Genomic DNA, 22,190 nt, shown 5'->3' on the forward strand with positions numbered 1-22,190 from the left:
GCTCACCTGTCGGCGTCTGGTCTCTACTCCCCGAAACCGAAGGCGGCCGAACCCTCGACCTTCTTCCGCAGCCGTCGGCCCTTCTCCGTGGCCTGGGCGTTGAGGTCGTCCTGGAAGCGTCGCATCCGCTCCTGGAGCTCGGGATCGTGCGCGGCGAGGATGCGCACCGCGAGGAGCCCGGCGTTGCGGGCCCCGCCCACCGACACGGTGGCGACGGGCACTCCGGCGGGCATCTGGACGATGGACAGCAGCGAGTCCAGGCCGTCCAGGTGCCGCAGCGGGACCGGGACGCCGATGACCGGCAGGGGGGTGACCGAGGCGAGCATCCCGGGCAGGTGGGCGGCACCACCGGCCCCGGCAATGATCACTTTGAGGCCGCGTCCCGCGGCGCTCTCCCCGTAGGCGATCATCTCGTGCGGCATCCGGTGGGCGGACACCACGTCCACCTCGCACGGCACCTCGAACTCGGTGACCGCCTTGGCCGCGTCCTTCAGGACCGGCCAGTCGGAGTCCGAGCCCATGACGATGCCCACCACGGGCACGGTCCCCGCGTCGTGGTCGGTGGCCCCGGGGCCCTGGAGGTCGGTGGGCGGCTGGGTCATTCGCTGATCGTTCCTCTGAGGTAGTCGGCGGCGTGCCGGGCCCGGGCCCGTACCTCGTCCAGGTCGTCGCCGTAGGTGGTGACGTGGCCGACCTTGCGCCCGGGCTTCACGTCCTTGCCGTACATGTGGATGCGCAGCGCGGGGTCCCTGGCCATGCAGTGCAGGTAGCCCTGGTACATGTCCGGGTAGTCGCCGCCGAGCACGTTCGCCATCACGGTCCACCGTGCCCGGGGCCTGGGGTCGCCGAGCGGCAGGTCAAGCACCGCCCGCAGGTGGTTGGCGAACTGGGAGGTGATCGCACCGTCCTGGGTCCAGTGGCCGCTGTTGTGCGGCCGCATCGCCAGTTCGTTGACGAGGATCCGGCCGTCGGTGGTCTGGAACAGCTCCACGGCGAGGTGGCCGGTGACCTGGAGCTCCTTGGCTATGGTCAGGGCGGTCCGCTGGGCCTGCCCCGCCAGCTCGTCGGTCAGGCCGGGGGCGGGCGCGATCACCTCGTTGCACACGCCGTCCACCTGGATCGACTCCACCACCGGGTAGGCCACGGCCTGGCCGTGGGGGGAGCGGACCACGTTGGCGGCCAGCTCGCGGACGAAGTCCACCTTCTCCTCGGCGAGGACCGGGACGCCGGCACGGAACGGGGCCTCGGCCTCCTGCTGGTCGTGGACGACCCACACGCCCTTGCCGTCGTAGCCGCCGCGCACGGTCTTCAGCACCACCGGCCAGCCGCTGCCCGAGGGGTGCTCGGCGGCGAACGCGGCCACGTCGGCCGGGTCGGACACGATCCGGTGCCGGGGGCTGGGCACGCCGATCTCGTCCAGCTTCGCCCGCATCACCGCCTTGTCCTGGGCGTGCACCAGGGCGTCCGGGCCCGGTCGGACCACCACACCGTCGGCCTGGAGCGCACGCAGGTGCTCGGTCGGCACGTGCTCGTGGTCGAAGGTGACCACGTCACAGCCCGCGGCGAAGCGCCGCAGCGTCGCCAGGTCGCGGTAGTCACCGACCGTGACCTGCGACACCACCTGGGCCGCCGAGTCCTGGGCGGTGTCACTGAGGAGCCTGAACTGGATACCTAGCGGGATGCCCGCCTCATGGGTCATCCGGGCGAGCTGTCCGCCACCGACCACACCGACTACCGGGAAGTTCACGCCCCCCAGGGTAATGGGCCCTCCCGCGGTGGCCGGGGCCGGCCGGGCGCCCCGTTCGGCCGCCGTCCGGGGGTGGTCCCGGAACAGCCCTACTAGCATGAAGGCCCACCGGCAGCCGAAGGAGCGGGGTTCGACGCGACGATGAAGGCAATGCGCGGGCTGTACGAGCGACTGAGGCTCATCGGCAACGAGGTCATGAAGTTCGGCGCGGTCGGCGCGGTCGGCGCGGTGGTGAACTTCGTCGTGTTCAACCTCTGCCTGCACAGGTTGGACCTCCAGACGGTCCGCTCGGGAGTCATCGCCACCTCCGTCGCGATCTGCGCCAACTACCTCGGGAACCGTTACTGGACGTACCGCACCTGCGACAAGTCTCAGCAGACCCGCGAGTTCTCCCTCTTCCTGCTGTTCAGCGGCATCGGCCTGGTGATCGAGAACGGGGTGCTCGCGCTCTCCCACTACGGTTTCGACTTCACCTCGGCGCTCTCCGACAACATCGCCAAGTACGTGGTCGGTCTGGGCCTGGGGACGCTGTTCCGGTTCTGGTCGTACCGCACCTGGGTGTTCCGCCGGGTGCCGGCCGGGGACGCGCTCCAGGGTGAGGGTGGGTACTGGAACGACCCGCGGCGCCGGGAGCGGATCAGCGCCCGCGGCTGACCGCACCGCCCCCGTGGTCACCGCTCCGTTGCCGCCGACGGGGCGGCGACCACCGGCAGGGGGCGGGAGTCAGGACGGGTCCGTCTGGCGGCTGAGGAAGAGCGCGAACACCGGGGGCCGCTGTTGGAGCAGCTCGAGCCGGCCGCCGTCGGCCTCGGCCAGGTCACGGGCGACGGCGAGGCCGAGCCCGGTGGAGTTCCGGCCGCTCACGGTGCGCTCGAAGACGCGGGAGCCGAGGTCGGCGGGCACCCCCGCGCCCTGGTCCGTGACCTCGACGACCACCTGGTTGCCGGTGACCCTGGTGTGCAGGTCCACTTCGCCGTCCCCGTGGGTCAGCGAGTTCTCGATCAGCGTGGCCAGCACCTGGGCGACCGCGCCGGGGGTGCCCACCGCCCGCAGGCCGCGGGCCCCCGAGCAACTGATCGTGCGGTTCTCCCCGCGGTAGGCCGGCCGCCACTCCTCCACCTGCTGCTTGACCACCTCGTCCAGGTCGAAGGCGACCGCCGAGCCCTTCTTCGGGTCCCGGGAGTTGGTCAGCAGCCGCTGCACCACGTCGGTCAGCCGCTCCACCTGGCCCAGCGCGATGGCCGCCTCCTCCTTCACCGTCTCGGGGTCGTCGGTGGCGATGATCTCCTCGAGGCGCATGGACAGCGCCGTCAACGGGGTCCTGAGCTGGTGGGAGGCGTCGGCGGCGAGGCGTCGTTCGGCGGTGAGCATCCTGGCGATCCGTTCCGCGCTGCTGTCCAGCACGTCGGCCACCCGGTCCAGCTCCGGCACCCCGTACCTGCGGTGTCGCGGCCGGGGGTCCCCGGAGCCGAGCCGTTCCGCGGTCTCGGCGAGGTCGATCAGCGGGGAGGCCACCCGACGTGCCTGGCGTATGGCCAGCAGCACGGCGGCGAGCACGGCCAGCAGGGCGACGCCGAGGATGGCCAGCAGGGTCCGACCGATCTCGTCGCGGACCACGGCGTACGACTGCTGGACGGTGACCCTCTCACCACCGGGGCCGGAACGCTCCGCGCTGATCCTCCGGCCCTCGGGGCGGCTGCCCAACTCGATCGCCGGCTGCCCGGGGACCTCGATCTTGGCGTACCGGTCCGGGTCGATCTGCCGCCGCAGCGACTCCGGCGCCACCTCCTCGCCCGCCGCGATGCGGTTCTCCACGACGCTGATGAGTTGGACCGCCTCGGACTCCACGCCGTCCTGGGCACTGCTCTCGATCGTCTTGACCTCGACCAGGACCAGGGAGAGCCCGAAGACCGAGATCACCACGAGGACCACGGCCAGCGTGGAGTTGATCAGTCGGCGGCGCATCGGGGCCGGGTCAGCTCTTCTCGAACCGGAAGCCCACCCCGCGCACGGTGGAGATGTACCGCGGGTTGGCCGCGTCGTCGCCGAGCTTCTTCCGCAGCCAGGAGATGTGCATGTCCAGCGTCTTGGTCGAGGACCACCAGGTGGTGTCCCAGACCTCGCGCATGAGCTGGTCCCGGGTCACCACCCGCCCGGCGTCCCGCACCAGCACCCGCAGCAGGTCGAACTCCTTGGCGGTGAGCTGGAGCTCCTCGTCGCCGATCCAGGCGCGGTGCGACTCCACGTCGATCCGCACCCCGTGGGTGGACGGTGGCGGCTGGACGTCCGCGGTGCCCCGGCGCAGCAGGGCGCGGACCCGGGCGAGCAGCTCGGCGAGGCGGAACGGTTTGGTGACGTAGTCGTCGGCGCCGGCGTCCAGGCCCACCACGGTGTCCACCTCGTCGGCCCGCGCGGTGAGTACCAGCACCGGGAACGCCTGCCCCTCCGAGCGGAGCCTGCGGCACACCTCGAGGCCGTCCATGCCGGGCAGCCCCAGGTCGAGCACGAGCAGGTCCACTCCGCCCTGGAGGCCGAAGTCCAGGGCCGTGGGGCCGTCCTCGCGCACCTCGACCTCGTAGCCCTCCCGGCGCAGGGCACGGGCGAGCGGCTCCGAGATGGACGCGTCGTCCTCGGCGAGCAGTACTCGGGTCATGTGCCGAGGATAGTCCTGGTACGCGCCGGGGAAGTGGGCCGTCCCGCAGGCCCGTGCCCCGCGGGCCCTCGTCGGGAGGCACGGCACCGGTGACCGCGCGCCGCCGCGTACCGTCGGCGCCTCGGCGCGCGCCCGCGGAGGGGGGTCCGTGCGCCCCCGGGCCGGGCTCAGGCCCCGGTGATCTCCGCCCAGACCGTCTTGCCGTGTCCCTCGGGGTGGTGGACCGTGCCCCACCGGGAACAGAGGCGCTGCACGATGTACATGCCGTGACCGCCGGGCCGGCTCCCCTGGTGCGGTGTCCTCGGCGTGGGCGGGGCGGGGCTGGTGTCCGTCACCTCCAGCCGCAGCAGCCCCGGTCGGCCGCGCAGCCGGAGCTCCTGGGCGCCCCCCGCGTGCAGGCAGGCGTTGGTGACCAGTTCGGAGACGACCAGCAACGCGTCCTCGGCTCGGGCGCGGGCCTGTGGGGTCCGCGCGGGCAGCCACCCCCAGTCGTACAGCGCCTCGCGGGTGACGTCGCGGGCCCGGGCGACCACGCCGTCGCAGCCGGCGAGCAGCACCCTGCGCACCGGGGCGACCAGGGGGGCCGCCGTGTCGCCCGGACCGGACGCACCGCGGTCGTCCGGTGTGACCGGCCGGGAGCTGCCCATCAGCGATTCACCTCACCGACGTCCGACATGTCGAGAAGTCTCCTGCCCGACCCCGTCTGTTAAAACCTTCATGTCCCCGTTCCGGACCACCGGCTGTGTCGCCCGGTTGCCGGCGCGGGTGGCCGGGGCGGGTGGGAAGGGCGGGGTCCGTCGGCGGGAGCGTCGTGCTGGGGGCGACCGGCACCACCGCTCCCGCGGTCCGGTGCCCGGCCGGGCCCCGGCTCACTCCGTCAGCGCCTCGTCCAGCGCACGGTGCACGGTGAACACCGCGTCCGCGCCGGTGATCTCGAAGACCCGGGCGACCGGGGGGAGCATCCCGGCCAGGTGCACGCCGCCGCCGGCGGCCTCGGCCTTGGTCCTGGCGCCGAGGAACACGTTCAGGCCCGTGGAGTCGCAGAACTCCAGGGCGGAGCAGTCCACCACCAGCCGGGACCGCCCCTGGGCGACACAGCCCTCGAGCTGCTCGCGCAGCAGGTCCGCCGTGTGGTGGTCGAGCTCGCCCGAGGGGGTCACCACCGCGCTCGCACCGTGCATCCGCACGGCCACGCGCAGCCGGCCACGCCTGGCCGTGCCTGGGACTCCGCCGTCCATGCCTGACCTCCCACCGGGTACGTCCACACGCCGCACTGGCGCGTCCACACCGTGGAACCCTACGCCTCATCGGCGTCCCGGCGACACCGACACCAATCGAACACACGTTCCCCTCGAGCCCCGTTCGTCTTGCACTCCGCCGCGAACAAGCGGTAGGTGTGGAAGAAGGACGAAGGACGAACACCGACCCCCAGGAGGCGCCGCACCACCCGGAAGACCACCAGACGCACGGCAGCCAGGCTGCCGGTATCGAGGAGGAGCACCATGGCACCCCAGCTCGACGGCCCCCGCTCAGCGACACCACAGCGGCCCGCGTCGTCGACCGCCTCCGACGAGGAGCGGAGCCGGGTCCCGGCCCTCGACCAGGACATGATTCCCGAGCTCTCCGAAATCCCCCCGTTCGACGAGGTGGGGCCGCTGGACGCGCGAGCCCTGTCCAAAACCCTCTTCCGGCGCATGCAGACGCTGCAGGAGGGCACCCATGAGTACCAATACGTCCGTAACACGCTGGTGGAGCTGAACCTCGCCCTGGTGAAGTTCGCCGCATCCAGGTTCCGCTCCCGCAGCGAACCCATGGAGGACATCATCCAGGTCGGCACCATCGGTCTGATCAAGGCGATCGACCGGTTCGAGATCGACCGAGGCGTGGAGTTCCCCACCTTTGCGATGCCCACCATCGTGGGTGAGATCAAGCGGTTCTTCAGAGACACGAGTTGGTCGGTCCGGGTGCCGAGGAGGCTCCAGGAACTCCGTCTCGACCTGGCGAAGGCCGGCGACGACCTCGCGCAGGAACTGGACCGGGCCCCCACCGTGGCCGAGCTCTCCCAGCGGCTCGACCTCCCCGAGGAGGAGGTCCTCGAGGGCATGGCGGCCAGCAACGCCTACACCGCCAGCTCGCTGGACGCCCAGCCGGAGGACGACGACTCCGAGGGCGCCCTCGCCGACCGCATCGGCTACGAGGACCACGACATCGAAGGCGTGGAGTTCCGGGAGTCGTTGAAACCGCTGATCGCCGACCTGCCGGCTCGGGACCGCAGAATCCTGTCCCTGCGGTTCGTGGGCAACATGACCCAGTCCGAGATAGGCGAGGAACTGGGCATCTCCCAGATGCACGTGTCCCGGCTGCTGTCCCGCACCCTGACCCGGCTGCGCTCCGGGCTGCTGGTCGAGGACTGAGCCGGGGTCCGACGTGGCCGTCCACCCGGCGTGGGTCACTCCCCCGCCGGGTGGACCACCACGCCTCCCCGCCAGACTGCGGCGACCAGCGGGACACCCGGCCGGTAGGCGAGGTGGACGTGGCTCGGGGCGTCGAGCAGCACCAGGTCGGCGCGGCTCCCCGGGGCGATCCTGCCCACGTCGGGGCGGCGCAGCGCCAGGGCCCCGCCCCTGGTCGCGGCGACCACCGCCTCGTCCGGCGTCATGCCCATCTCCCGCACCGCGAGCGCCACACAGAACGGCATCGAACTGGTGAAGCTCGAACCGGGGTTGCAGTCGCTGGCCAGCGCCACGGTGACGCCCGCGTCCAGCAGCCGACGGGCGTCGGGGTACGGGGAGCGGGTGGAGAACTCCACCCCGGGCAGCAGGGTGGCGACGGTGTCACCCCCGGCCAGGGCGTCCACGTCGGCGCCGCTCAGGTGGGTGCAGTGGTCGGCGGAGGCGGCCCCGAGCTCCACCGCGAGCCGCACCCCGGGGCCGGGCCCCAGTTGGTTGGCGTGCACCCGGGGGACGAGCCCGCGGGCGGCGCCGGCGGTGAGCACCGCCCTGGCCTGGTCGGCGTCGAACGCCCCCCGCTCGCAGAACGCGTCGACCCAGCGGGCGTGCGGCGCGCAGGCGTCCAGCATGGGCCCGGTGACCAGCTCCACGTAACCGTCGGGGTCGTCGGCGTACTCCGGGGCGACGACGTGCGCCCCCAGGTAGGTGACCTCCGGGGTGTGCCGGGCCGCGATCCGCAGCGCCCGCGCCTCGTCGGGCACGGTGAGCCCGTAGCCGGACTTGGTCTCGATGGTGGTGGTGCCCTGGCGCAGCGCCTCTCCGACGAAGCGTGCGACGTTGGCCTCCAGGGCCTCGTCGGTGGCTTCCCGGGTGGCCGCCACCGTGGTGCGGATGCCCCCGGCGGAGTACCGACGACCGGACATCCGGGCCTGGAACTCCGCGGTGCGGTCCCCGGCGAACACCAGGTGTGCGTGGGAGTCCACGAAGCCGGGGAGCAGGGCGCGCCCCCGGGCGCTGTACGCGTCGTCGGCGGCGGGCACGGCGGCCGTGCTCCCCACCCAGGCGACCCGGCCGCCGTCGATGACCACGGCGGCGTCCCTCAGCACGCCGCCGGGTCCCTCGCCGAGCGACGGGTCGCAGGTGAGCAGGGTGCCGATGTCGGTGATCGCGGTGGCCACGGAACCTCTCAGGGCGGTCAGGGATGCAGGTCGGTGATGGCCTCGGCGAGCGCGCCCGGCACGTCCCCCACGTGTCGGTGCTGGCCGTCGGCGACGATCTGGCGCCCACCGACCACCACGTGCCGCACATCGGCCGCGGTGGCGGCGAACACCGCAGTCTCCACGCCCCACCGGGCGGGTGGGCCGGCGGTGCGCACGCTGTCCAGGGCGATCGTGACCAGGTCGGCGTGCGCGCCGGGGGCGATGCGTCCCGCGTCCGGCCAGCCGAGCGCGGCGTGCCCGGCCCCGGTGGCGGCCCACAGGAGCTGCGCCGCGGTGAAGTGGCCCCTGGCCCGGGTGCGCAGCCGCTCGTCCAACTCCACCGCCCTGGCCTCCTCGAACATGTCGATCACCGCGTGGCTGTCGCTGCCCAGGCTGAGCGGGCTGCCGACCGCGGCCAGCGCCGTCGCCGGGCCGATGCCGTCGGCGAGGTCCCGCTCGGTGGTCGGGCACAGGCACACCCCGGTGCCACCGCCGCCGAGCAGGGCGGTGTCCTCCTCGGTGAGGTGGGTGGCGTGCACGGCGGTGCTGCGGGGTCCGAGGACGCCGTGGTCGTGCAGGAGCCGGGTGGGGGTGCGGCCGTGCGCGGCGAGGCACGCCTCGTTCTCCGCGGTCTGTTCGGACAGGTGGACGTGGAGCGGGGCGCCGTGGGTCCGTGCCCAGTCGGCGACGGTGTCGAGCTGGTCCTCCGGGACCGCCCGGACGGAGTGCACCGCGGCGCCCACCCGCACGTGCTCCCGGCCCCGCGCCGCCCTGGCCAGGGCGTCCACCCGGCCCGCCCAGGCGTCCGCGTCCCCGTCGCTGAACCGCCGTTGGGGCTCGGTGGGCGGCTCGCCGAACCCCGACGACAGGTAGCAGGTGTCCAGCAGGGTGATCCGGATGCCGGCCTCCGCCGCGGCCTGGAGCAGCGCCTCCCCCATGGCGTTGGGGTCGGCGTACCGCGCGCCGCCCGGGGCGTGGTGCAGGTAGTGGAACTCGCCGACGGCGGTGATCCCGGCCAGCGCCATCTCCGCGTAGACCGCGCGGGCCAGCGGGAGGTACGTGTCCGGGGTGAGCCGGTCCGCCACCGCGTACATCGTCTCCCGCCAGGTCCAGAACGAGCCCGGCGCGGTGGCCCGCGGGTCGCGGCGCTGGGAGGTGCCGCGCAGCGCCCGGTGGAAGGCGTGGCTGTGCGCGTTGGCCAGGCCGGGCACGGTGAGACCGCGCAGCACCACGGCCCCCGGCGGTGGCTGGGGGACGCCGGAGCGGACGGCGGTGACGCGCCCGTCGGCGGTCTCCACCAGGACTCCGGAACGCACCGGCCCCGTCCCCCCCGCGCCGTCGCCCGGGGCGGCCTCGGGCCCCGGCGGGCTCCCGGTCCAGGCGTGTTCGGCCCAGTAGCTGGTCACCGGCATGCCAGCCCCGAAAGGACGTCGGCGAGCGCCCCCACCCCGGCCAGGCAGTCGGCGGTGGTCGCGGACTCGTCGGGCGCGTGCGACACACCCGTGGGGTTGCGGACGAACAGCATGGCGGTGGGCACCGTTCCGGAGAGCACACCGGCGTCGTGGCCGGCCCCGGTGGCCAGCGTCGGCACCCCGCCGAGCAGCTCGTTGGTCCGGTCCCGCAGGGCGTGCGGGAACACCACCTCGGGGGAGAACGACTCCCTGACCACCCGCACCGACACCCCGTCCCGCTGTCCGCGCTCGACCGCCGCCCGCTCGATCTCCCCGACCATCGCCTCCAAGTCCGCCCCGTCCGCGGCCCGCGCGTCGAGCCAGCCGCTGACCAGCGACGCGATGGCGTTGACCCCGTTGGGCCGCACCTCGACCTTGCCGAAGGTCGCCAGCGCCTCCGCGAGGCGGGCCTTCTTCCTGGCCGTGAGCACCGTGTTGGCGTAGGTCAGCATGGGGTCGCGGCGGTCCTCGAGCCGCGTGGTGCCCGCGTGGTTGGCGGTGCCGCCGAAGTCGAACCGCCACCGGCCGTGCGGCCAGATCGCCCCGGCCACCGCCACCGGGTACGGGGTCTGCTCGAGCTGCCGGCCCTGCTCGATGTGGAGTTCGACGAAAGCCCCGATCCGGGCCAGGCGCTCCGGGTCCGGGCCGATCGCGTCGGGGTCGCGGCCCGCCCGTTCCAGCACCCGGGCCAACGTGACGCCGTCACCGTCCCGCAGTTCCCGGGCGCGTTCCGGGCTCAGCACCCCCGCCGCCAGCCGGGAGCCGACGCAGGCAACCCCGAACCTGGCGCCCTCCTCGTCCACGAAGTTGACCACGCCGAGCGGGCGCCGCGGCGCCACCCCCCGCGCGCGCAGCTCGTCCAGCGCGGCGAACGCGGAGACCACCCCGAGCGGTCCGTCGAAGGCCCCGCCGTCCGGCACCGAGTCCAGGTGTGACCCGGTGACCACGGCGTCACCCGCCGCCGGGTCGCCCCACCACGCCCACTGGTTGCCGTTGCGGTCCTCCTCGTAGCGGAGCCCCCGGGCCCGCGCGGCGGCGGCGAACCACTCCCGGCACTCGGCGTCCGCGGGCGTCCAGGCGAACCTGCGGTACCCCCCGGTCGAGGCGACGCGCCCCACCGGCAGCAGTTCGCTCCACAGCCGGCGGAACCCGTCCTCCGCCGCGCCCGTCGGGGCCGCCGTCGCCGCGCTGTCCGCCGCGCCCGCCGTCACTCGCCCTCCCGCATCGGCACCCGCACGTCCCGCTCCCGCGCCACCCGTTCCGCCTGCTCGTAGCCCGCGTCCACGTGCCGGATCACGCCCATGCCCGGGTCGTTGGTCAGCACCCGGCGGATCTTCTCCCCGGCCAGCGCGGTGCCGTCCGCCACGGTGACCTGGCCGGCGTGGAGCGACCGTCCCATCCCCACGCCGCCGCCGTGGTGGATGGACACCCAGGAGGCGCCGGAGGCCACGTTCACCATGGCGTTGAGCATCGGCCAGTCGGCGATGGCGTCCGAACCGTCCAACATCGCCTCGGTCTCCCGGTAGGGGGAGGCCACCGAGCCGCAGTCCAGGTGGTCCCGCCCGATCACCACGGGGGCGGACAGCTCGCCGCTGGCCACCATGTCGTTGAACCGCTCCCCCGCCCGGTCCCGCTCGCCGTAGCCCAGCCAGCAGATCCGCGCCGGCAGTCCCTGGAACCGCACCCGTTCCCCCGCCATCCGGATCCACCGGGCGAGCGACTCGTTCTGCGGGAACAGCTCCAGGATCGCCCGGTCGGTGGCCGCGATGTCCGCGGGGTCCCCGGACAGCGCCGCCCACCGGAACGGCCCCTTGCCCTCGCAGAACAGCGGCCGGATGTAGGCGGGCACGAACCCGGGGAAGTCGAACGCCCGCTGGTAGCCGGCGAGCTGGGCCTCCCCGCGGATGGAGTTGCCGTAGTCGAACACCTCGGCCCCGGCGTCCTGGAACCCGACCATGGCCTCCACGTGCCGGGCCATGGACTCCCGGGCCCGTCGCACGAAGTCCGCGGGCTTGTCCGCGGCGTACTGGGCCATGTCCGCGAAGTCCACCCCGAGCGGCAGGTACCGCAGCGGGTCGTGGGCGCTGGTCTGGTCGGTGACCACGTCGATCGGCGCACCGGTCGCCAGCAGGTGCGGCACCAGCTCGGCCGCGTTGCCCAGCACCCCGATCGACAGCGGCCTGCGCTGGTCCCTCGCCTCGGTGGCCAGCCGCAGCGCGTCGTCCAGGGAGTCGGCGCGGACGTCGAGGTAGCGGTGCTCGATGCGCCGTTCGATGGCCCTCGGGTCGCAGTCCACGCACAGGGCCACCCCACCGTTCATGGTGACGGCCAGCGGTTGGGCGCCACCCATGCCGCCGAGCCCGGCGGTCAGCGTGATCGTCCCGGCCAGTGAGCCGCCGAACCGCTTGGCGGCGACCGCGGCGAAGGTCTCGTAGGTGCCCTGGAGGATGCCCTGGGTGCCGATGTAGATCCAGGACCCCGCGGTCATCTGCCCGTACATGGTCAGCCCCAACGCCTCCAGGCGGCGGAACTCCTCCCAGTTCGCCCAGTCCCCGACCAGGTTGGAGTTGGCGATGAGCACGCGCGGCGCCCACTCGTGGGTGGTCATCACCCCGACGGGCCGGCCGGACTGCACCAGCATGGTCTCGTCCTGGCGCAGCCCGCGCAGGGTCCGCACCATTGCGTCGAAGGAGGGCCAGTCCCTCGCTGCCTTGCCACTGCCTCCGTAGACCACCAACTGGTCGGGGTGCTCGGCGACCTCGGGATCGAGGTTGTTCTGGAGCATCCGCAACGCGGCCTCCTGCGGCCAGCCCCGCGCGCTCAGGGTGGTGCCCCGGGGGGCCGAGACGGGGCGGGGTCCAAAGATGGCGGACACGGACGGTGCCTCCGGTCGGTCGACTGCGGTGACGGGTGGACCAGGGTGACGGGTGGAGCAGGTGGCTGACCGACCAGGATCTCTGGTGGATCAATCCATTCACATACTTGCTGCCTGAATAGAAATCGTCAACGCCGCCGCGCGGGCCGGCCACTGACGGCGTCCGCCGGTCCCGGGCGCCGTGCCAGGTCCGCCGGGGGCCGGTCCGCCGGGTACCGGGTCCGGGCCACCGGGTCACTGGGCGAACAGCCCCCGGGCAGCCGCCGCCGCGTCGAACGACTCCAGGCGGGCCTGGGCGTCCGGCAGGGCGTCGCACATGGCTTCGAGCAGGACCCGCCCCAGCATCATCGGAGCGCAGGCCGTGTCGAAGGCCAGCCCGGTGCCGACCGCGGCCGGCAACAGCACGTCGCTGTGCGCCGCCACCGGCGTGAAGGTGCTGTCCGCGACGGTCACCACCCACAGGCCGGTCTCCCTGGCGTGCGCCAGGGCCCGGACCACCTCGCGCGGATGGCGCGGCAGGGCGAAGCACAGCAACGCGGTCGCCCCCGCCCGCCGGGCCTGGTCGATCCGGTCCCACAGCACCGACCCGCCCTCGTCGAGCAGCCGCACGTCGGGGTGGACCTTCGCCGCGAAGTACGCGAACCCGCGGGCCTGCGCGGAGGCCGCCCGCAGTCCGAGCACCGGCAGCGGCCGGGACGCGGCGAGCCTGCGGCCCGCACCGGTCACCGGCTCCGGGTCGGCCAGCAGCGCGGCGAGCTGGCGCAGGTTCTCCGCCTCGGCGTGCAACGCCTGCTGCAACGCGTTCCCGGCCGGCGGCTCCGCCGCCCCGGCCACCGCGCCGCCCGGCGCCGGTGCTTCGGCCAGGGCCTCGCGCAGTGCCCGGCGCAGCGCCGGGTAGCCGTCGAAGCCCATCGCGACGGCGAACCTGGTCACCGACGGCTGGCTCACCCCGGCCAGCTCGGCCACCTCGACGCTGGACAGGAACGGTGCGTCGTCGGCCCGGCGGACCAGGTTGTGCGCGATGCGGCGCTGGGTCGGGGTCAGCCGGTGCCCCTCGAACAGGGTCAGCAGCCGGGCGGCGGGCCCGGCGTCCCCGTGCACCATCGACACCTCCTCGGGGTGGTCGCTCTCGGTCACAGCGGTGGCAGCAGTTTCTTCTGCGGCTTGCCCATGGCGTTGCGCGGCAGTTCGTCCAGGAAGCGGACCACCCGGGGCCGCTTGTGCACGGACAGCGAACGGGCCACGAAGTCGATCAGTTCGTCGCCGGTGACCCCCTCGGCGACCACATAGGCCACGACCTGCTGCCCCAGGTCGTCGTGGGGCGCCCCGACCACCGCGACCTCCCGCACCGCGGGGTGGTCGAGCAGGGCGTTCTCCACCTCTCCGGCCCCGATCCGGTAGCCACCGCTCTTGATCAGGTCAGTGGAGGCCCGGCCGACGATGCGATGGGTCCCGTCCGGTTCGATCACCGCCATGTCCCCGGTGCGGAACCAGCCGTCACCGGTGAACGACGCGGCGGTCGCCTCCGGCCGGTGCAGGTAACCGGAGAAGAGGGTCGGCCCCTGCACCTGCAACTCACCGATCCCGTCCTCGTCCTGCTCCACCAGCCGGGTGCGCACTCCGGACACCGGGACCCCCACGGCTCCGGGGCGGCGTTCACCGTCCGCCCGGGCACTCACCGTGATCAACGTCTCGGTCATCCCGTAGCGCTCCACCGGGCGGTGTCCGGTGAGCCCTTCCAGGGCGGAGAAGACCGACGCGGGCAGCGGCGCGCTCCCGGACACCAGCAGCCGCGCCGACCGCAGCGCACCCGCCGCGGCCGGGTCCGCCGCCACCCGGCCCCACACGGTGGGCACCCCGAAGTACAGGCTGCCGCCCGCCGCCGCGTACCGCTGCGGCGTCGGCCGCCCGGTGTGCACCAGCCGGCTCCCCACCCGCAGCGCCCCCAGCACCCCGAGCACCAGGCCGTGCACGTGGAACAGCGGCAGCCCGTGGACCAGCGTGTCCCGCGGTGTCCAGGCCCAGGCCTCGGCGAGCGCGTCGAGGTCGGCCGCGACCGCGGAACGCGTCAGCAACACGCCCTTGGGCGACCCCGTGGTGCCGGAGGTGTAGAGGACCAGGGCGGTGGCGTCGGCCGACGGCTCGGACAGCGCGGCCTCGGCCGGTCCCGCCGCGCCCCGCGCCCACGGGTCCACCGGCACCGCCTGGAGACCGGTGTCCCCCCAGCCCTCCGGGGCCGCGCCGAGCAACAGGGCCGCCCCCGAGTCCCGCAGGACGTGCCCCCGCTCCACCGGTCCCGCGTCCGGCGGCACGGGAACCACGGGGACCCCGGCGAGCAGCCCCGCCACCACCGCGGTCACCGTCTCCAACGTGGGGGTGGCGGGCACCGCCGCGGCGGGGGCCCCGACGAGCCGGACGGCCAACGCGGTGGCGGCCAGCAGCAGGCCCTCGCGCGAGGTCCGCTGCCCGTCGACCGTCACCGCGTCCGGGGTGTCGTCGCTGCCGGGAGCGACCAGCACGTCCATCAGCGTCATCGGCTTCCTCCGGGGAAGACCCGCCCTCGGCGGGAAGGAACGGACTCCTGTCGGAGCAGGCGGGGACCGGACCACCAGCACGGCGGTCCGGTGTCCACAACCTATCGCCGGACCTCCCCCGCCCCGACGGGAACGTCGCGCCCGGAGCCGGGGCTGCCGGCCGCCGAAGGGTTTCCCGTAGGGATCGCCCCGTAGGGAACCCCCGGTGGCGGGGCCGGTGGCGGTGGGGGGCGCCGCGGTGCGGGCGGCGTCCGGGGAGGGGCATCTCCGGGGTGCGAGCCCGACCTGGGGAGGAGGCGCCGGGGCGGCGGCGTCCCTAGCCTGTGGTCCATGAGTGCGCGGGAGAACGAGTTGAAGAAGGAGCTCGGTGCGACCCTGGAGGCCCGGAAGGAACTCGGGGACGAGTACGAGTCGGCCCTGATCGAGTCGTTCCTCGACAAGCTCGACACGCGGCTGGAGAGCCAGGTCGAGCAGAAGGTGCGGCGCGGGCTGGCCGAGCGGACCACCAGCAGCCACCGGCCCCCCGAGCAGCCCAAGCGGCCGTTCCAGGACTCCCTGCCGTACGTCTCGTTGGCCTTCGCGATCCCGCTGTCCGCGATCGGCGGGGAGGCGGGCGGGCTGCCCGGGCTGCTGATCTCGTGGCTGGGGATCGTCGGCGTCAACGTGGCCGCCTTCTGGCACCGCCGCTGATCGCCCCGCGGTCCGGTGGTCCGGCGGGTCCGTGCCGGGCGGTTCCCCGGTCCGTTTCCGGACCGGGGTGCCGGTGGCGCACGACCGGCTTCCTATCCCGCACCGCTTAGGCTGCCCGCGAGGCAGCACGCATCCGGTACGGCCGCGCGACCGCGGGGCTCCGAGCGTGTGAGGCCCGGCACCACGCGTCGGACGACCCCGGAGGACCTGTGCAGTACTACGAGTCGATGATCGATCTGGTCGGCAACACCCCGCTGGTGCGGTTGAACCGCGTCACCCAGGGGCTCCGGGCCACCGTTCTGGCCAAGGTCGAGTACTTCAACCCGGGCGGCTCGGTGAAGGACCGGATCGCCGTACGGATGATCGAGGCCGCCGAGCGGTCCGGGCAACTCCGGCCAGGCGGCACCATCGTGGAGCCCACCTCGGGCAACACCGGGGTCGGTCTGGCGATCGTGGCGCAGCAACGCGGCTACCGCTGCGTCTTCGTCTGCCCCGACAAGGTCTCCACCGACAAGATCAACGTCCTGCGGGCCTACGGCGCCGAGGTGGTGGTCTGCCCCACCGCCGTGGACCCCGAGCACCCGGAGTCCTACTACAACGTCTCGGACCGACTGGTCAGGGAGATCCCCGACGCCTGGAAACCGGACCAGTACTCCAACCCCAACAACCCGCTCTCCCACTACCACTCCACCGGCCCCGAGCTGTGGGAGCAGACCGAGGGGCGGATCACCCACTTCGTCGCCGGCATCGGCACCGGGGGCACCATCTCCGGAACCGGCCGGTACCTGAAGGAGGTCTCCTCCGGCCGGGTGCGGGTCATCGGGGCGGACCCGGAGGGCTCGGTCTACTCGGGCGGCTCCGGGCGCCCCTACCTGGTCGAGGGGGTCGGCGAGGACTTCTGGCCGACCGCCTACGACCAGCAGGTGCCCGACGAGATCATCGCCGTGTCGGACAAGGACTCCTTCCAGATGACCCGCCGCCTGGCGAAGGAGGAGGGTCTGCTGGTGGGCGGCTCCTGCGGCATGGCCGTGGCCGCCGCCCTGCGCGCCGCGCGGGACCTGGGGCCGGACGACGTGGTGGTGGTGCTGCTCCCGGACTCCGGCCGCGGCTACCTGTCGAAGATCTTCAACGACGAGTGGATGGCGGACTACGGGTTCCTGGAGGAGGGCGGCCCCCTGGAACGGGTCTCCGACGTGGTGTCCCACCGCGACGGCGGCCTTCCCGAGCTGGTGCACATGCACCCGGGCGAGACCGTGGGCGAGGCCATCGACGTGCTGCGCGAGTACGGCGTCTCGCAGATGCCGGTCGTCAAGCCCGGCGCCGGGCACCCCGACGTGATGGCCGCCGAGGTGGTGGGGTCGATCGTCGAGCGGGAGCTGCTGGACGCCCTGTTCCACGGCCGGGCGATGCTGGGCGACCCGCTGGACAAGCACATGTCGCCGCCGCTCCCGCAGGTCGGCTCCGGTGAGCCGGTCGCGGACCTGATGGCCGCCCTGCAACGGGCGGACGCCGCGGTGGTCCTGGTCGAGGGCAAGCCCCGGGGCGTCCTGTCCCGGCAGGACCTGCTGGCGTACCTCGCCACCAAGGCCTGAACCGCGGGGCGCCCGGCCGGCGGACGCCCCCGCGGCGGGCGGTGGGCGGCGTCGCCGCCTGACGTGAGGTCACGGACACGGATGGGGCGGACACAGAACAGCGGGACAAATGGGGGCCTGTGTCAGCCGAAAGCAATAAAGTAGTCAGGGAAGGGGACAAGCCGGCGCACTGGGGGTGAGACGCACTCATGTCACGGGCAAGAGTGGCACGGAGGATCGCCACAGCGGCCGCGGTGGGCAGCGGCGGCCTGGGGTTGATGGGTGGGCTCGCGTTCGGCGTGCTGTTCACCGAGGCCAAGCTGGCCCGCCGGTCCGTCGGCGGGTCCGACGACGTGCCCCCGCAGGCGGACGGGCGTTACGGGACGGCGTTCGCCGATCCGCTGAAGACGCCGATCGTGTTGGCCTTCCTGGGCGACTCCACCGCCGCGGGGCAGGGGGTGCGGCACGCCGGGGAGACGCCGGGCGCGCTGCTGGCGTCCGGGCTCGCCGCGGTCGCGGAGCGTCCCGTCGATCTGGTCAACGTCGCGCTCTCGGGGGCGAGGTCCGACGACCTGGGGCGGCAGGTGGACGTGCTCCAGGAGCGGGGCACCGCCCCCGACGTCGCCATGATCATGATCGGGGCGAACGACGTCACCAGCCGGATGGCGCCCGCCGAGTCGGTGCGCCACCTGGCGGACGCGGTCCGCCGGCTGCGGGAGAGCGGTGTCGAGGTGGTCGTCGGGACCTGCCCCGACCTGGGGTCGGTGGAGCCGGTGTACCAGCCGCTGCGCTGGGTGGCCCGGCGGCTGAGCCGTCAGCTCGCGGCGGCGCAGACGATCGCCGTGGTGGAGCAGGGCGGGCGCACCGTCTCCCTGGGCACCCTGCTCGGGCCCGAGTTCGAGGCGGACCCCAAGACGATGTTCGGCCCGGACCACTACCACCCGTCGGCGCAGGGGTACGCGACCGCGGCGATGGCGCTGCTGCCGTCGCTGAGCGCGGCGCTCGGGCTGTGGCCGGAGGAGCGTTTGGACGAGCAGCGCGGCGAGGGCGTGCTCCCGGTGGCCCGGGCCGCCGTCGAGGCCGTGGACCAGGGCGGCACCGAGGTGGCCGCTGCCGACCCCGGCGCCCGCGGCGACGAGCCCGGTGGGCGTTGGGCGCTGCTGAAGCGCCGGCGCCGGCGCCGGCTCCCCGCGGACGAGCCGGTGCCCAGCGGGACGGTCGGCCCCGGGGGCGTCGCCACCTCCCCCTGACCGCCCCGCGGGCGCGACGAAGGTCACCCCGCGGCCCGGTTCCCCAGCCCTGGGCGGATGGGTACGCTCACCCGTACCGAAGTTACCTACAGGTAATGCGGTTTGCCCTCGCCACCCCGTGTGGGACGCCCCGGCCGCGGCCCACACCGATCCGGGCCGCCCGACAACCTACGGAGTCGCCATGCCTGAAGCAGTGATCGTCTCGACGGCCCGCTCACCAATCGGCCGGGCGTTCAAGGGATCGCTCAAGGAACTCCGTCCGGACGACCTGACCGCGACCATCGTGCGCGCCGCCCTGGACAAGGTCCCGCAGCTCGACCCGAGGGACATCGACGACCTGATGCTCGGCTGCGGGATGCCGGGCGGCGAACAGGGGCACAACCTCGCCCGGGTCGTCGCCGTCCTGCTCGGCATGGACCACCTGCCGGGCTGCACCATCACCCGGTACTGCTCGTCCTCGTTGCAGACCACCCGGATGGCGATGCACGCGATCAAGGCAGGCGAGGGCGACGTCTTCGTCTCCGCGGGCGTGGAGATGGTCTCGCGCAGCGTCAAGGGCAGCTCCGACGGGCTCCCGGACACCAAGAACCCGCTGTTCGACGAGGCCGTGGCCCGGACCGCGCGGTTCGCTGAGGGCGGGCAGACCTGGCACGACCCGCGGCGGGACGACGTCGTCCCGGACATCTACATCGCCATGGGGCAGACCGCGGAGAACCTCGCGCAGTTCCACGGGATCACCCGCGAGGAGCAGGACGAGTTCGGCGTCCGCTCGCAGAACCTGGCCGAGAAGGCGATCGCCGACGGCTTCTGGGCCCGGGAGATCACCCCGGTGACGTTGCCGGACGGCACCGTGGTCAGCGCGGACGACGGCCCCCGCAAGGGCGTGACCATGGAGGGCGTGGCCGGGTTGAAGCCGGCGTTCCGCCCGGACGGCACGGTCACCGCCGGCAACTGCTGCCCGCTCAACGACGGCGCCGCCGCCGTGGTGATCATGAGTGATGTCAAGGCGCGGGAGCTGGGGATCACCCCGCTGGCCCGGATCGTCTCCACCGGGATCACCGCCCTGTCCCCCGAGATCATGGGCTACGGCCCGGTCGAGGCGTCCCGGCAGGCGCTGCGGCGGGCCGGGATGACCATCGACGACATCGACCTGGTCGAGATCAACGAGGCGTTCGCCGCCCAGGTGATCCCGTCCTACCGGGACATGGGCGTGGACCTGGACAAGCTCAACGTCAACGGCGGGGCCATCGCGGTCGGCCACCCCTTCGGCATGACCGGTGCCCGGATCACCACCACCCTGGTCAACTCGCTCCAGTGGCACGACAAGCAGTTCGGTCTGGAGACGATGTGCGTGGGCGGCGGCCAGGGCATGGCCATGGTGCTCGAGCGGCTGAGCTGAGACCGGGCGGCCCGCCGGGTTTCCGTAAAGAAACGGCCGGTCCCCGTTCCTCGACGGGGACCGGATGACCGTTGTTGCCGCAGGTCAGCGTGGTCACCACGGTGGAGCGGCGGCCGAGGGGCCGAACGGGAGATGTCCCGGGGCACTGTGCGTGCGCAGCCGCGTCGGGCAGGGTGGGAGAAGACAAACGTTCTGCTTTCAACCTGGAGCCTGGTGTGAGTGCTCTGTCCCTGGTCCTGCTGCTCCTCGGCGCACCGGTCGTGGTGGCGTTGTGCGCCACCATCCTGGTCAGCCTGGCCGGGCTGCGGCGGGAACTCGCCTCGCTCCGCGCCCAGGTCCGCGTCCCGGCGGAGCCCACCCTCACCAGGGCCTGCATACGCGACGCGGTGAGCGAGGCGCTGGCCGAGGAGCGGGAACGTGAGCTGGCCGAGGCCCGGGCATTCTGGGCCGCGCAGGAGGCGGCCCAGGGTCACGCCGCGGCCCCCGTCGCCGAGGGCGCCGCCGAGCCCGACGCCGCCGAGATCCCCCTCTCCGCTGAGCTGAGGGCCGAGTTCGAGCGGCAGTTCGGCGACGCGTTGCGCGAGGCGGTCGACGAGCTGGCGCTGGACGAGCCCACGACCGTCGCCCAGGACACCCTCGGGGACGGCGGACCCGCGGCGCTGGAGCCCGCGGAGAACCCCGGCCCCGCGCCGGACGGCTCCCCTCCCCCGCGCACCTCCAACACCGGTGAGCACCGGACCGACCGGGACGAGCGGGGCCACCAGGGCGACCAGGACGGCCGTGAGGACGAACCGGCGCCCGACGTCCGACGACACCCCTCCCACCCCGACTTCCGGCCCTCGCCCGCCCTCGGCGACCGGCAACGCACCCTGGATCGGCTGGAGCACCTGGCCGAGACCGGCACCCCGCTCACCGATGTGCGCCCCGGACCGCTGGGCACCCTGGACGTCTACGTCTTCGCCGACGACACCATGCTCTGTGTGACACCTGGCGACCACGTGGCCAGCGGACGGCTCACCCGGGCACTGGACCACGGTCGGACCGCCCGGTTGCTCGGGGGGTCGGGCCTGGGCGGCGGCTACACCCTGACCTTCGGGATCGGGGACAGCAGCGTCTTCGTCGTCGCCGACCGGGTCGTCGCCTCCATGTGAGCCGGCGCCGGGACGCGGACGCACGCCCCCGCGTCAGGCGATCAGCCGCGCCGTGGCCTCCACCTCGCGCAGCGCCGCGTCCAGCGCGCGCTCGGCCCGCTCCACACCGTCCCCGCCCCCCGCGAACGTCTCCTTGATCGCCGCCGCGAGGTCGTGCCCGGTCACCGCGATCTGGTCGCCGACGGCGAACGGACCCGCCTGGGGCAGCCGGGCCGGGGGCCGTTCCGGTGCCTCGAGGCGCTGCCCCGCGTCGGCCAGGCTCGACGCGAGCGCGTAGCCCGCCTCCGCCCGGCTCGCGAACCCCGGGACACCTGCCAGCAACCGGCTCTGCGGCAGACCCCGGAAGGTGTCCGAGAGACGGTCCACGGCGTCGAGAAGGAGAGCTGGATCAGGCATGCAGGGAGCGTAACCGCACCCGTTGGGGGTAGCTGACAGGAACCGATGTCAGGCATGGCCTCAACGACTACGGAGAGTGACCGTAACGTCGCGTATGCCCCGGGAAGGACGCTTCGTACGAGAAAGGCATTCACGGGGGCGTTGCCAAGGGAGCCAGGCTCAGGCACAGTCAGGTAACGGAACGCTAACCGGAGGCGCTTATGTCCCAGATCTTCTCCGAAGAGACCCACCGGAACATGCTCTCCCGCATCCCCCGCGTCACCGGCCGTGAAGTCGGTGAATGGATTCGAACAGTCGACGACGGCCCCGCCCTCAGCCGCTTCGAAGAAAAGGTCAACTGGCTCCGCACCGAGCACGGCCTCCCCTTCGGCCACGCCAAGGCCATCATCCACGAGTACGACCTGCGGCGCGCAGCGCGCAAACTCCAGTAGCCCTCCGTAGACGCCGACGGCCCGTCCACGCGGTGGACGGGCCGTTCGGCTGTCGGCGGGCGGCGGGAGCGCCGCCCGGTCAGTCGCGCAGGATGGACAACAGGCGCAGCAGCTCCAGGTAGATCCAGACCAGCGAGAGGGTCAGCCCGAAGGCACCCAGCCAGGCCTCCTTCTGGGGAGCGCCGTACCGCACGCCCTCCTCGATGGCGTGGAAGTCCAGCGAGAGGAAGAACGCGCCGAGCAGCACCCCGATGGCGCCGATCGCCACGCCGAGGGCGCCCTGCCGGAGCCCGAGGCCGTCACCGCCACCGACCACCGCGGCCAGCAGGTTGACCAGGGTCAGCACGATGAATCCCAGGGCGATGGCCATCCCCACGCGCATGTAGCGGGGGG

Annotated in this window: 22 protein-coding genes; 8 read left to right on the forward strand and 14 right to left on the reverse strand. The window is 73.4% G+C overall.

What is annotated here, in order from left to right:
- Positions 1-23 precede the first annotated feature (23 nt).
- On the reverse strand, positions 24-602 hold the full coding sequence (gene purE, locus A3IG_RS0119240; protein ID WP_018385222.1) for a 5-(carboxyamino)imidazole ribonucleotide mutase: 579 nt from the start codon (positions 600-602) through the stop codon (positions 24-26).
- Positions 599-1,699, reverse strand: a complete 1,101-nt coding sequence (locus A3IG_RS0119245; protein ID WP_236719162.1) for a 5-(carboxyamino)imidazole ribonucleotide synthase — start codon at positions 1,697-1,699, stop codon at positions 599-601. The genes purE and A3IG_RS0119245 overlap by 4 nt, the downstream gene beginning before the upstream one ends.
- 189 nt (positions 1,700-1,888) lie before the next feature.
- On the opposite strand from A3IG_RS0119245, the gene A3IG_RS30455 reads away from it, so the two are divergent.
- Positions 1,889-2,401, forward strand: coding sequence for a GtrA family protein (locus A3IG_RS30455; protein ID WP_078500698.1), 513 nt, complete (start codon positions 1,889-1,891; stop codon positions 2,399-2,401).
- Positions 2,402-2,470: 69 nt separating this feature from the next.
- Here the strand turns inward: A3IG_RS30455 and A3IG_RS0119255 are convergent, their stop codons facing one another.
- The 4 genes from A3IG_RS0119255 to A3IG_RS0119270 form a co-directional block, all read right to left on the reverse strand.
- Positions 2,471-3,712: an ATP-binding protein gene (locus A3IG_RS0119255; protein WP_018385225.1), complete on the reverse strand. Its 1,242-nt coding sequence runs from the start codon at positions 3,710-3,712 to the stop codon at positions 2,471-2,473.
- 10 nt (positions 3,713-3,722) lie between these two features.
- Positions 3,723-4,400, reverse strand: coding sequence for a response regulator transcription factor (locus A3IG_RS0119260; RefSeq protein WP_018385226.1), 678 nt, complete (start codon positions 4,398-4,400; stop codon positions 3,723-3,725).
- Positions 4,401-4,567: 167 nt separating this feature from the next.
- The gene (locus A3IG_RS0119265) at positions 4,568-5,047 is read right to left on the reverse strand and encodes an ATP-binding protein (protein WP_018385227.1); all 480 of its coding nucleotides are present in this window, start codon (positions 5,045-5,047) and stop codon (positions 4,568-4,570) included.
- 222 nt (positions 5,048-5,269) lie between these two features.
- On the reverse strand, positions 5,270-5,638 hold the full coding sequence (locus A3IG_RS0119270) for an STAS domain-containing protein (RefSeq protein WP_018385228.1): 369 nt from the start codon (positions 5,636-5,638) through the stop codon (positions 5,270-5,272).
- A 264-nt stretch (positions 5,639-5,902) separates the two neighbouring features.
- Here A3IG_RS0119270 and A3IG_RS0119280 point away from each other — a divergent pair, with 264 nt between their 5' ends.
- Positions 5,903-6,814, forward strand: a complete 912-nt coding sequence (locus A3IG_RS0119280) for an RNA polymerase sigma factor SigF (protein WP_018385230.1) — start codon at positions 5,903-5,905, stop codon at positions 6,812-6,814.
- Between the two features lie 35 nt (positions 6,815-6,849).
- Here A3IG_RS0119280 and hutI read toward each other — a convergent pair whose 3' ends face one another.
- The 6 genes from hutI to A3IG_RS0119310 all read right to left on the reverse strand — a co-directional run bounded on the left by hutI (position 6,850) and on the right by A3IG_RS0119310 (position 14,909).
- Complete coding sequence (gene hutI / locus A3IG_RS0119285) at positions 6,850-8,028, reverse strand: imidazolonepropionase (protein ID WP_018385231.1); 1,179 nt, start codon at positions 8,026-8,028, stop codon at positions 6,850-6,852.
- A 17-nt stretch (positions 8,029-8,045) separates the two neighbouring features.
- Positions 8,046-9,461 carry a formimidoylglutamate deiminase gene (locus A3IG_RS0119290; protein WP_018385232.1) on the reverse strand — a complete coding sequence of 472 codons (1,416 nt, stop codon included), beginning with the start codon at positions 9,459-9,461 and terminating at the stop codon, positions 8,046-8,048.
- Positions 9,452-10,711, reverse strand: a complete 1,260-nt coding sequence (locus A3IG_RS0119295) for an allantoate amidohydrolase (protein WP_018385233.1) — start codon at positions 10,709-10,711, stop codon at positions 9,452-9,454. The genes A3IG_RS0119290 and A3IG_RS0119295 overlap by 10 nt, the downstream gene beginning before the upstream one ends.
- Positions 10,708-12,366 carry a urocanate hydratase gene (gene hutU, locus A3IG_RS0119300; RefSeq protein WP_026220427.1) on the reverse strand — a complete coding sequence of 553 codons (1,659 nt, stop codon included), beginning with the start codon at positions 12,364-12,366 and terminating at the stop codon, positions 10,708-10,710. The genes A3IG_RS0119295 and hutU overlap by 4 nt, the downstream gene beginning before the upstream one ends.
- Before the next feature lie 243 nt (positions 12,367-12,609).
- Positions 12,610-13,479, reverse strand: coding sequence for a MurR/RpiR family transcriptional regulator (locus tag A3IG_RS0119305; protein WP_026220428.1), 870 nt, complete (start codon positions 13,477-13,479; stop codon positions 12,610-12,612).
- Between the two features lie 29 nt (positions 13,480-13,508).
- Positions 13,509-14,909 carry an AMP-binding protein gene (locus A3IG_RS0119310; protein ID WP_018385236.1) on the reverse strand — a complete coding sequence of 467 codons (1,401 nt, stop codon included), beginning with the start codon at positions 14,907-14,909 and terminating at the stop codon, positions 13,509-13,511.
- A 330-nt stretch (positions 14,910-15,239) separates the two neighbouring features.
- Between A3IG_RS0119310 and A3IG_RS30460 the strand changes: the two genes are divergently transcribed.
- The 5 genes from A3IG_RS30460 (at position 15,240) to A3IG_RS0119335 (ending at position 20,970) form a co-directional block, all read left to right on the forward strand.
- On the forward strand, positions 15,240-15,599 hold the full coding sequence (locus A3IG_RS30460) for a hypothetical protein (protein ID WP_018385237.1): 360 nt from the start codon (positions 15,240-15,242) through the stop codon (positions 15,597-15,599).
- 209 nt (positions 15,600-15,808) lie between these two features.
- On the forward strand, positions 15,809-17,191 hold the full coding sequence (locus A3IG_RS0119320) for a cystathionine beta-synthase (protein WP_018385238.1): 1,383 nt from the start codon (positions 15,809-15,811) through the stop codon (positions 17,189-17,191).
- Between the two features lie 188 nt (positions 17,192-17,379).
- Complete coding sequence (locus A3IG_RS30465) at positions 17,380-18,420, forward strand: SGNH/GDSL hydrolase family protein (protein WP_051087559.1); 1,041 nt, start codon at positions 17,380-17,382, stop codon at positions 18,418-18,420.
- 181 nt (positions 18,421-18,601) lie between these two features.
- Positions 18,602-19,819, forward strand: a complete 1,218-nt coding sequence (locus A3IG_RS0119330) for an acetyl-CoA C-acetyltransferase (RefSeq protein WP_026220429.1) — start codon at positions 18,602-18,604, stop codon at positions 19,817-19,819.
- A gap of 215 nt (positions 19,820-20,034) precedes the next feature.
- Positions 20,035-20,970, forward strand: coding sequence for a hypothetical protein (locus A3IG_RS0119335; protein ID WP_018385241.1), 936 nt, complete (start codon positions 20,035-20,037; stop codon positions 20,968-20,970).
- Positions 20,971-21,003: 33 nt separating this feature from the next.
- Here A3IG_RS0119335 and A3IG_RS0119340 read toward each other — a convergent pair whose 3' ends face one another.
- Positions 21,004-21,366 (reverse strand): hypothetical protein, encoded by a 363-nt coding sequence (locus tag A3IG_RS0119340; RefSeq protein ID WP_040911917.1) that lies wholly within the window; start codon positions 21,364-21,366, stop codon positions 21,004-21,006.
- A 200-nt stretch (positions 21,367-21,566) separates the two neighbouring features.
- On the opposite strand from A3IG_RS0119340, the gene A3IG_RS0119345 reads away from it, so the two are divergent.
- Positions 21,567-21,797, forward strand: a complete 231-nt coding sequence (locus tag A3IG_RS0119345) for a DUF4287 domain-containing protein (protein ID WP_018385243.1) — start codon at positions 21,567-21,569, stop codon at positions 21,795-21,797.
- A 79-nt stretch (positions 21,798-21,876) separates the two neighbouring features.
- Here A3IG_RS0119345 and A3IG_RS0119350 read toward each other — a convergent pair.
- The coding region (locus A3IG_RS0119350) for a Bax inhibitor-1/YccA family membrane protein (RefSeq protein ID WP_040911927.1) at positions 21,877-22,190 on the reverse strand (314 nt) is incomplete at its 5' end.

Source organism: Wenjunlia vitaminophila DSM 41686 (assembly GCF_000380165.1).
GTDB lineage: Bacteria > Actinomycetota > Actinomycetes > Streptomycetales > Streptomycetaceae > Wenjunlia > Wenjunlia vitaminophila.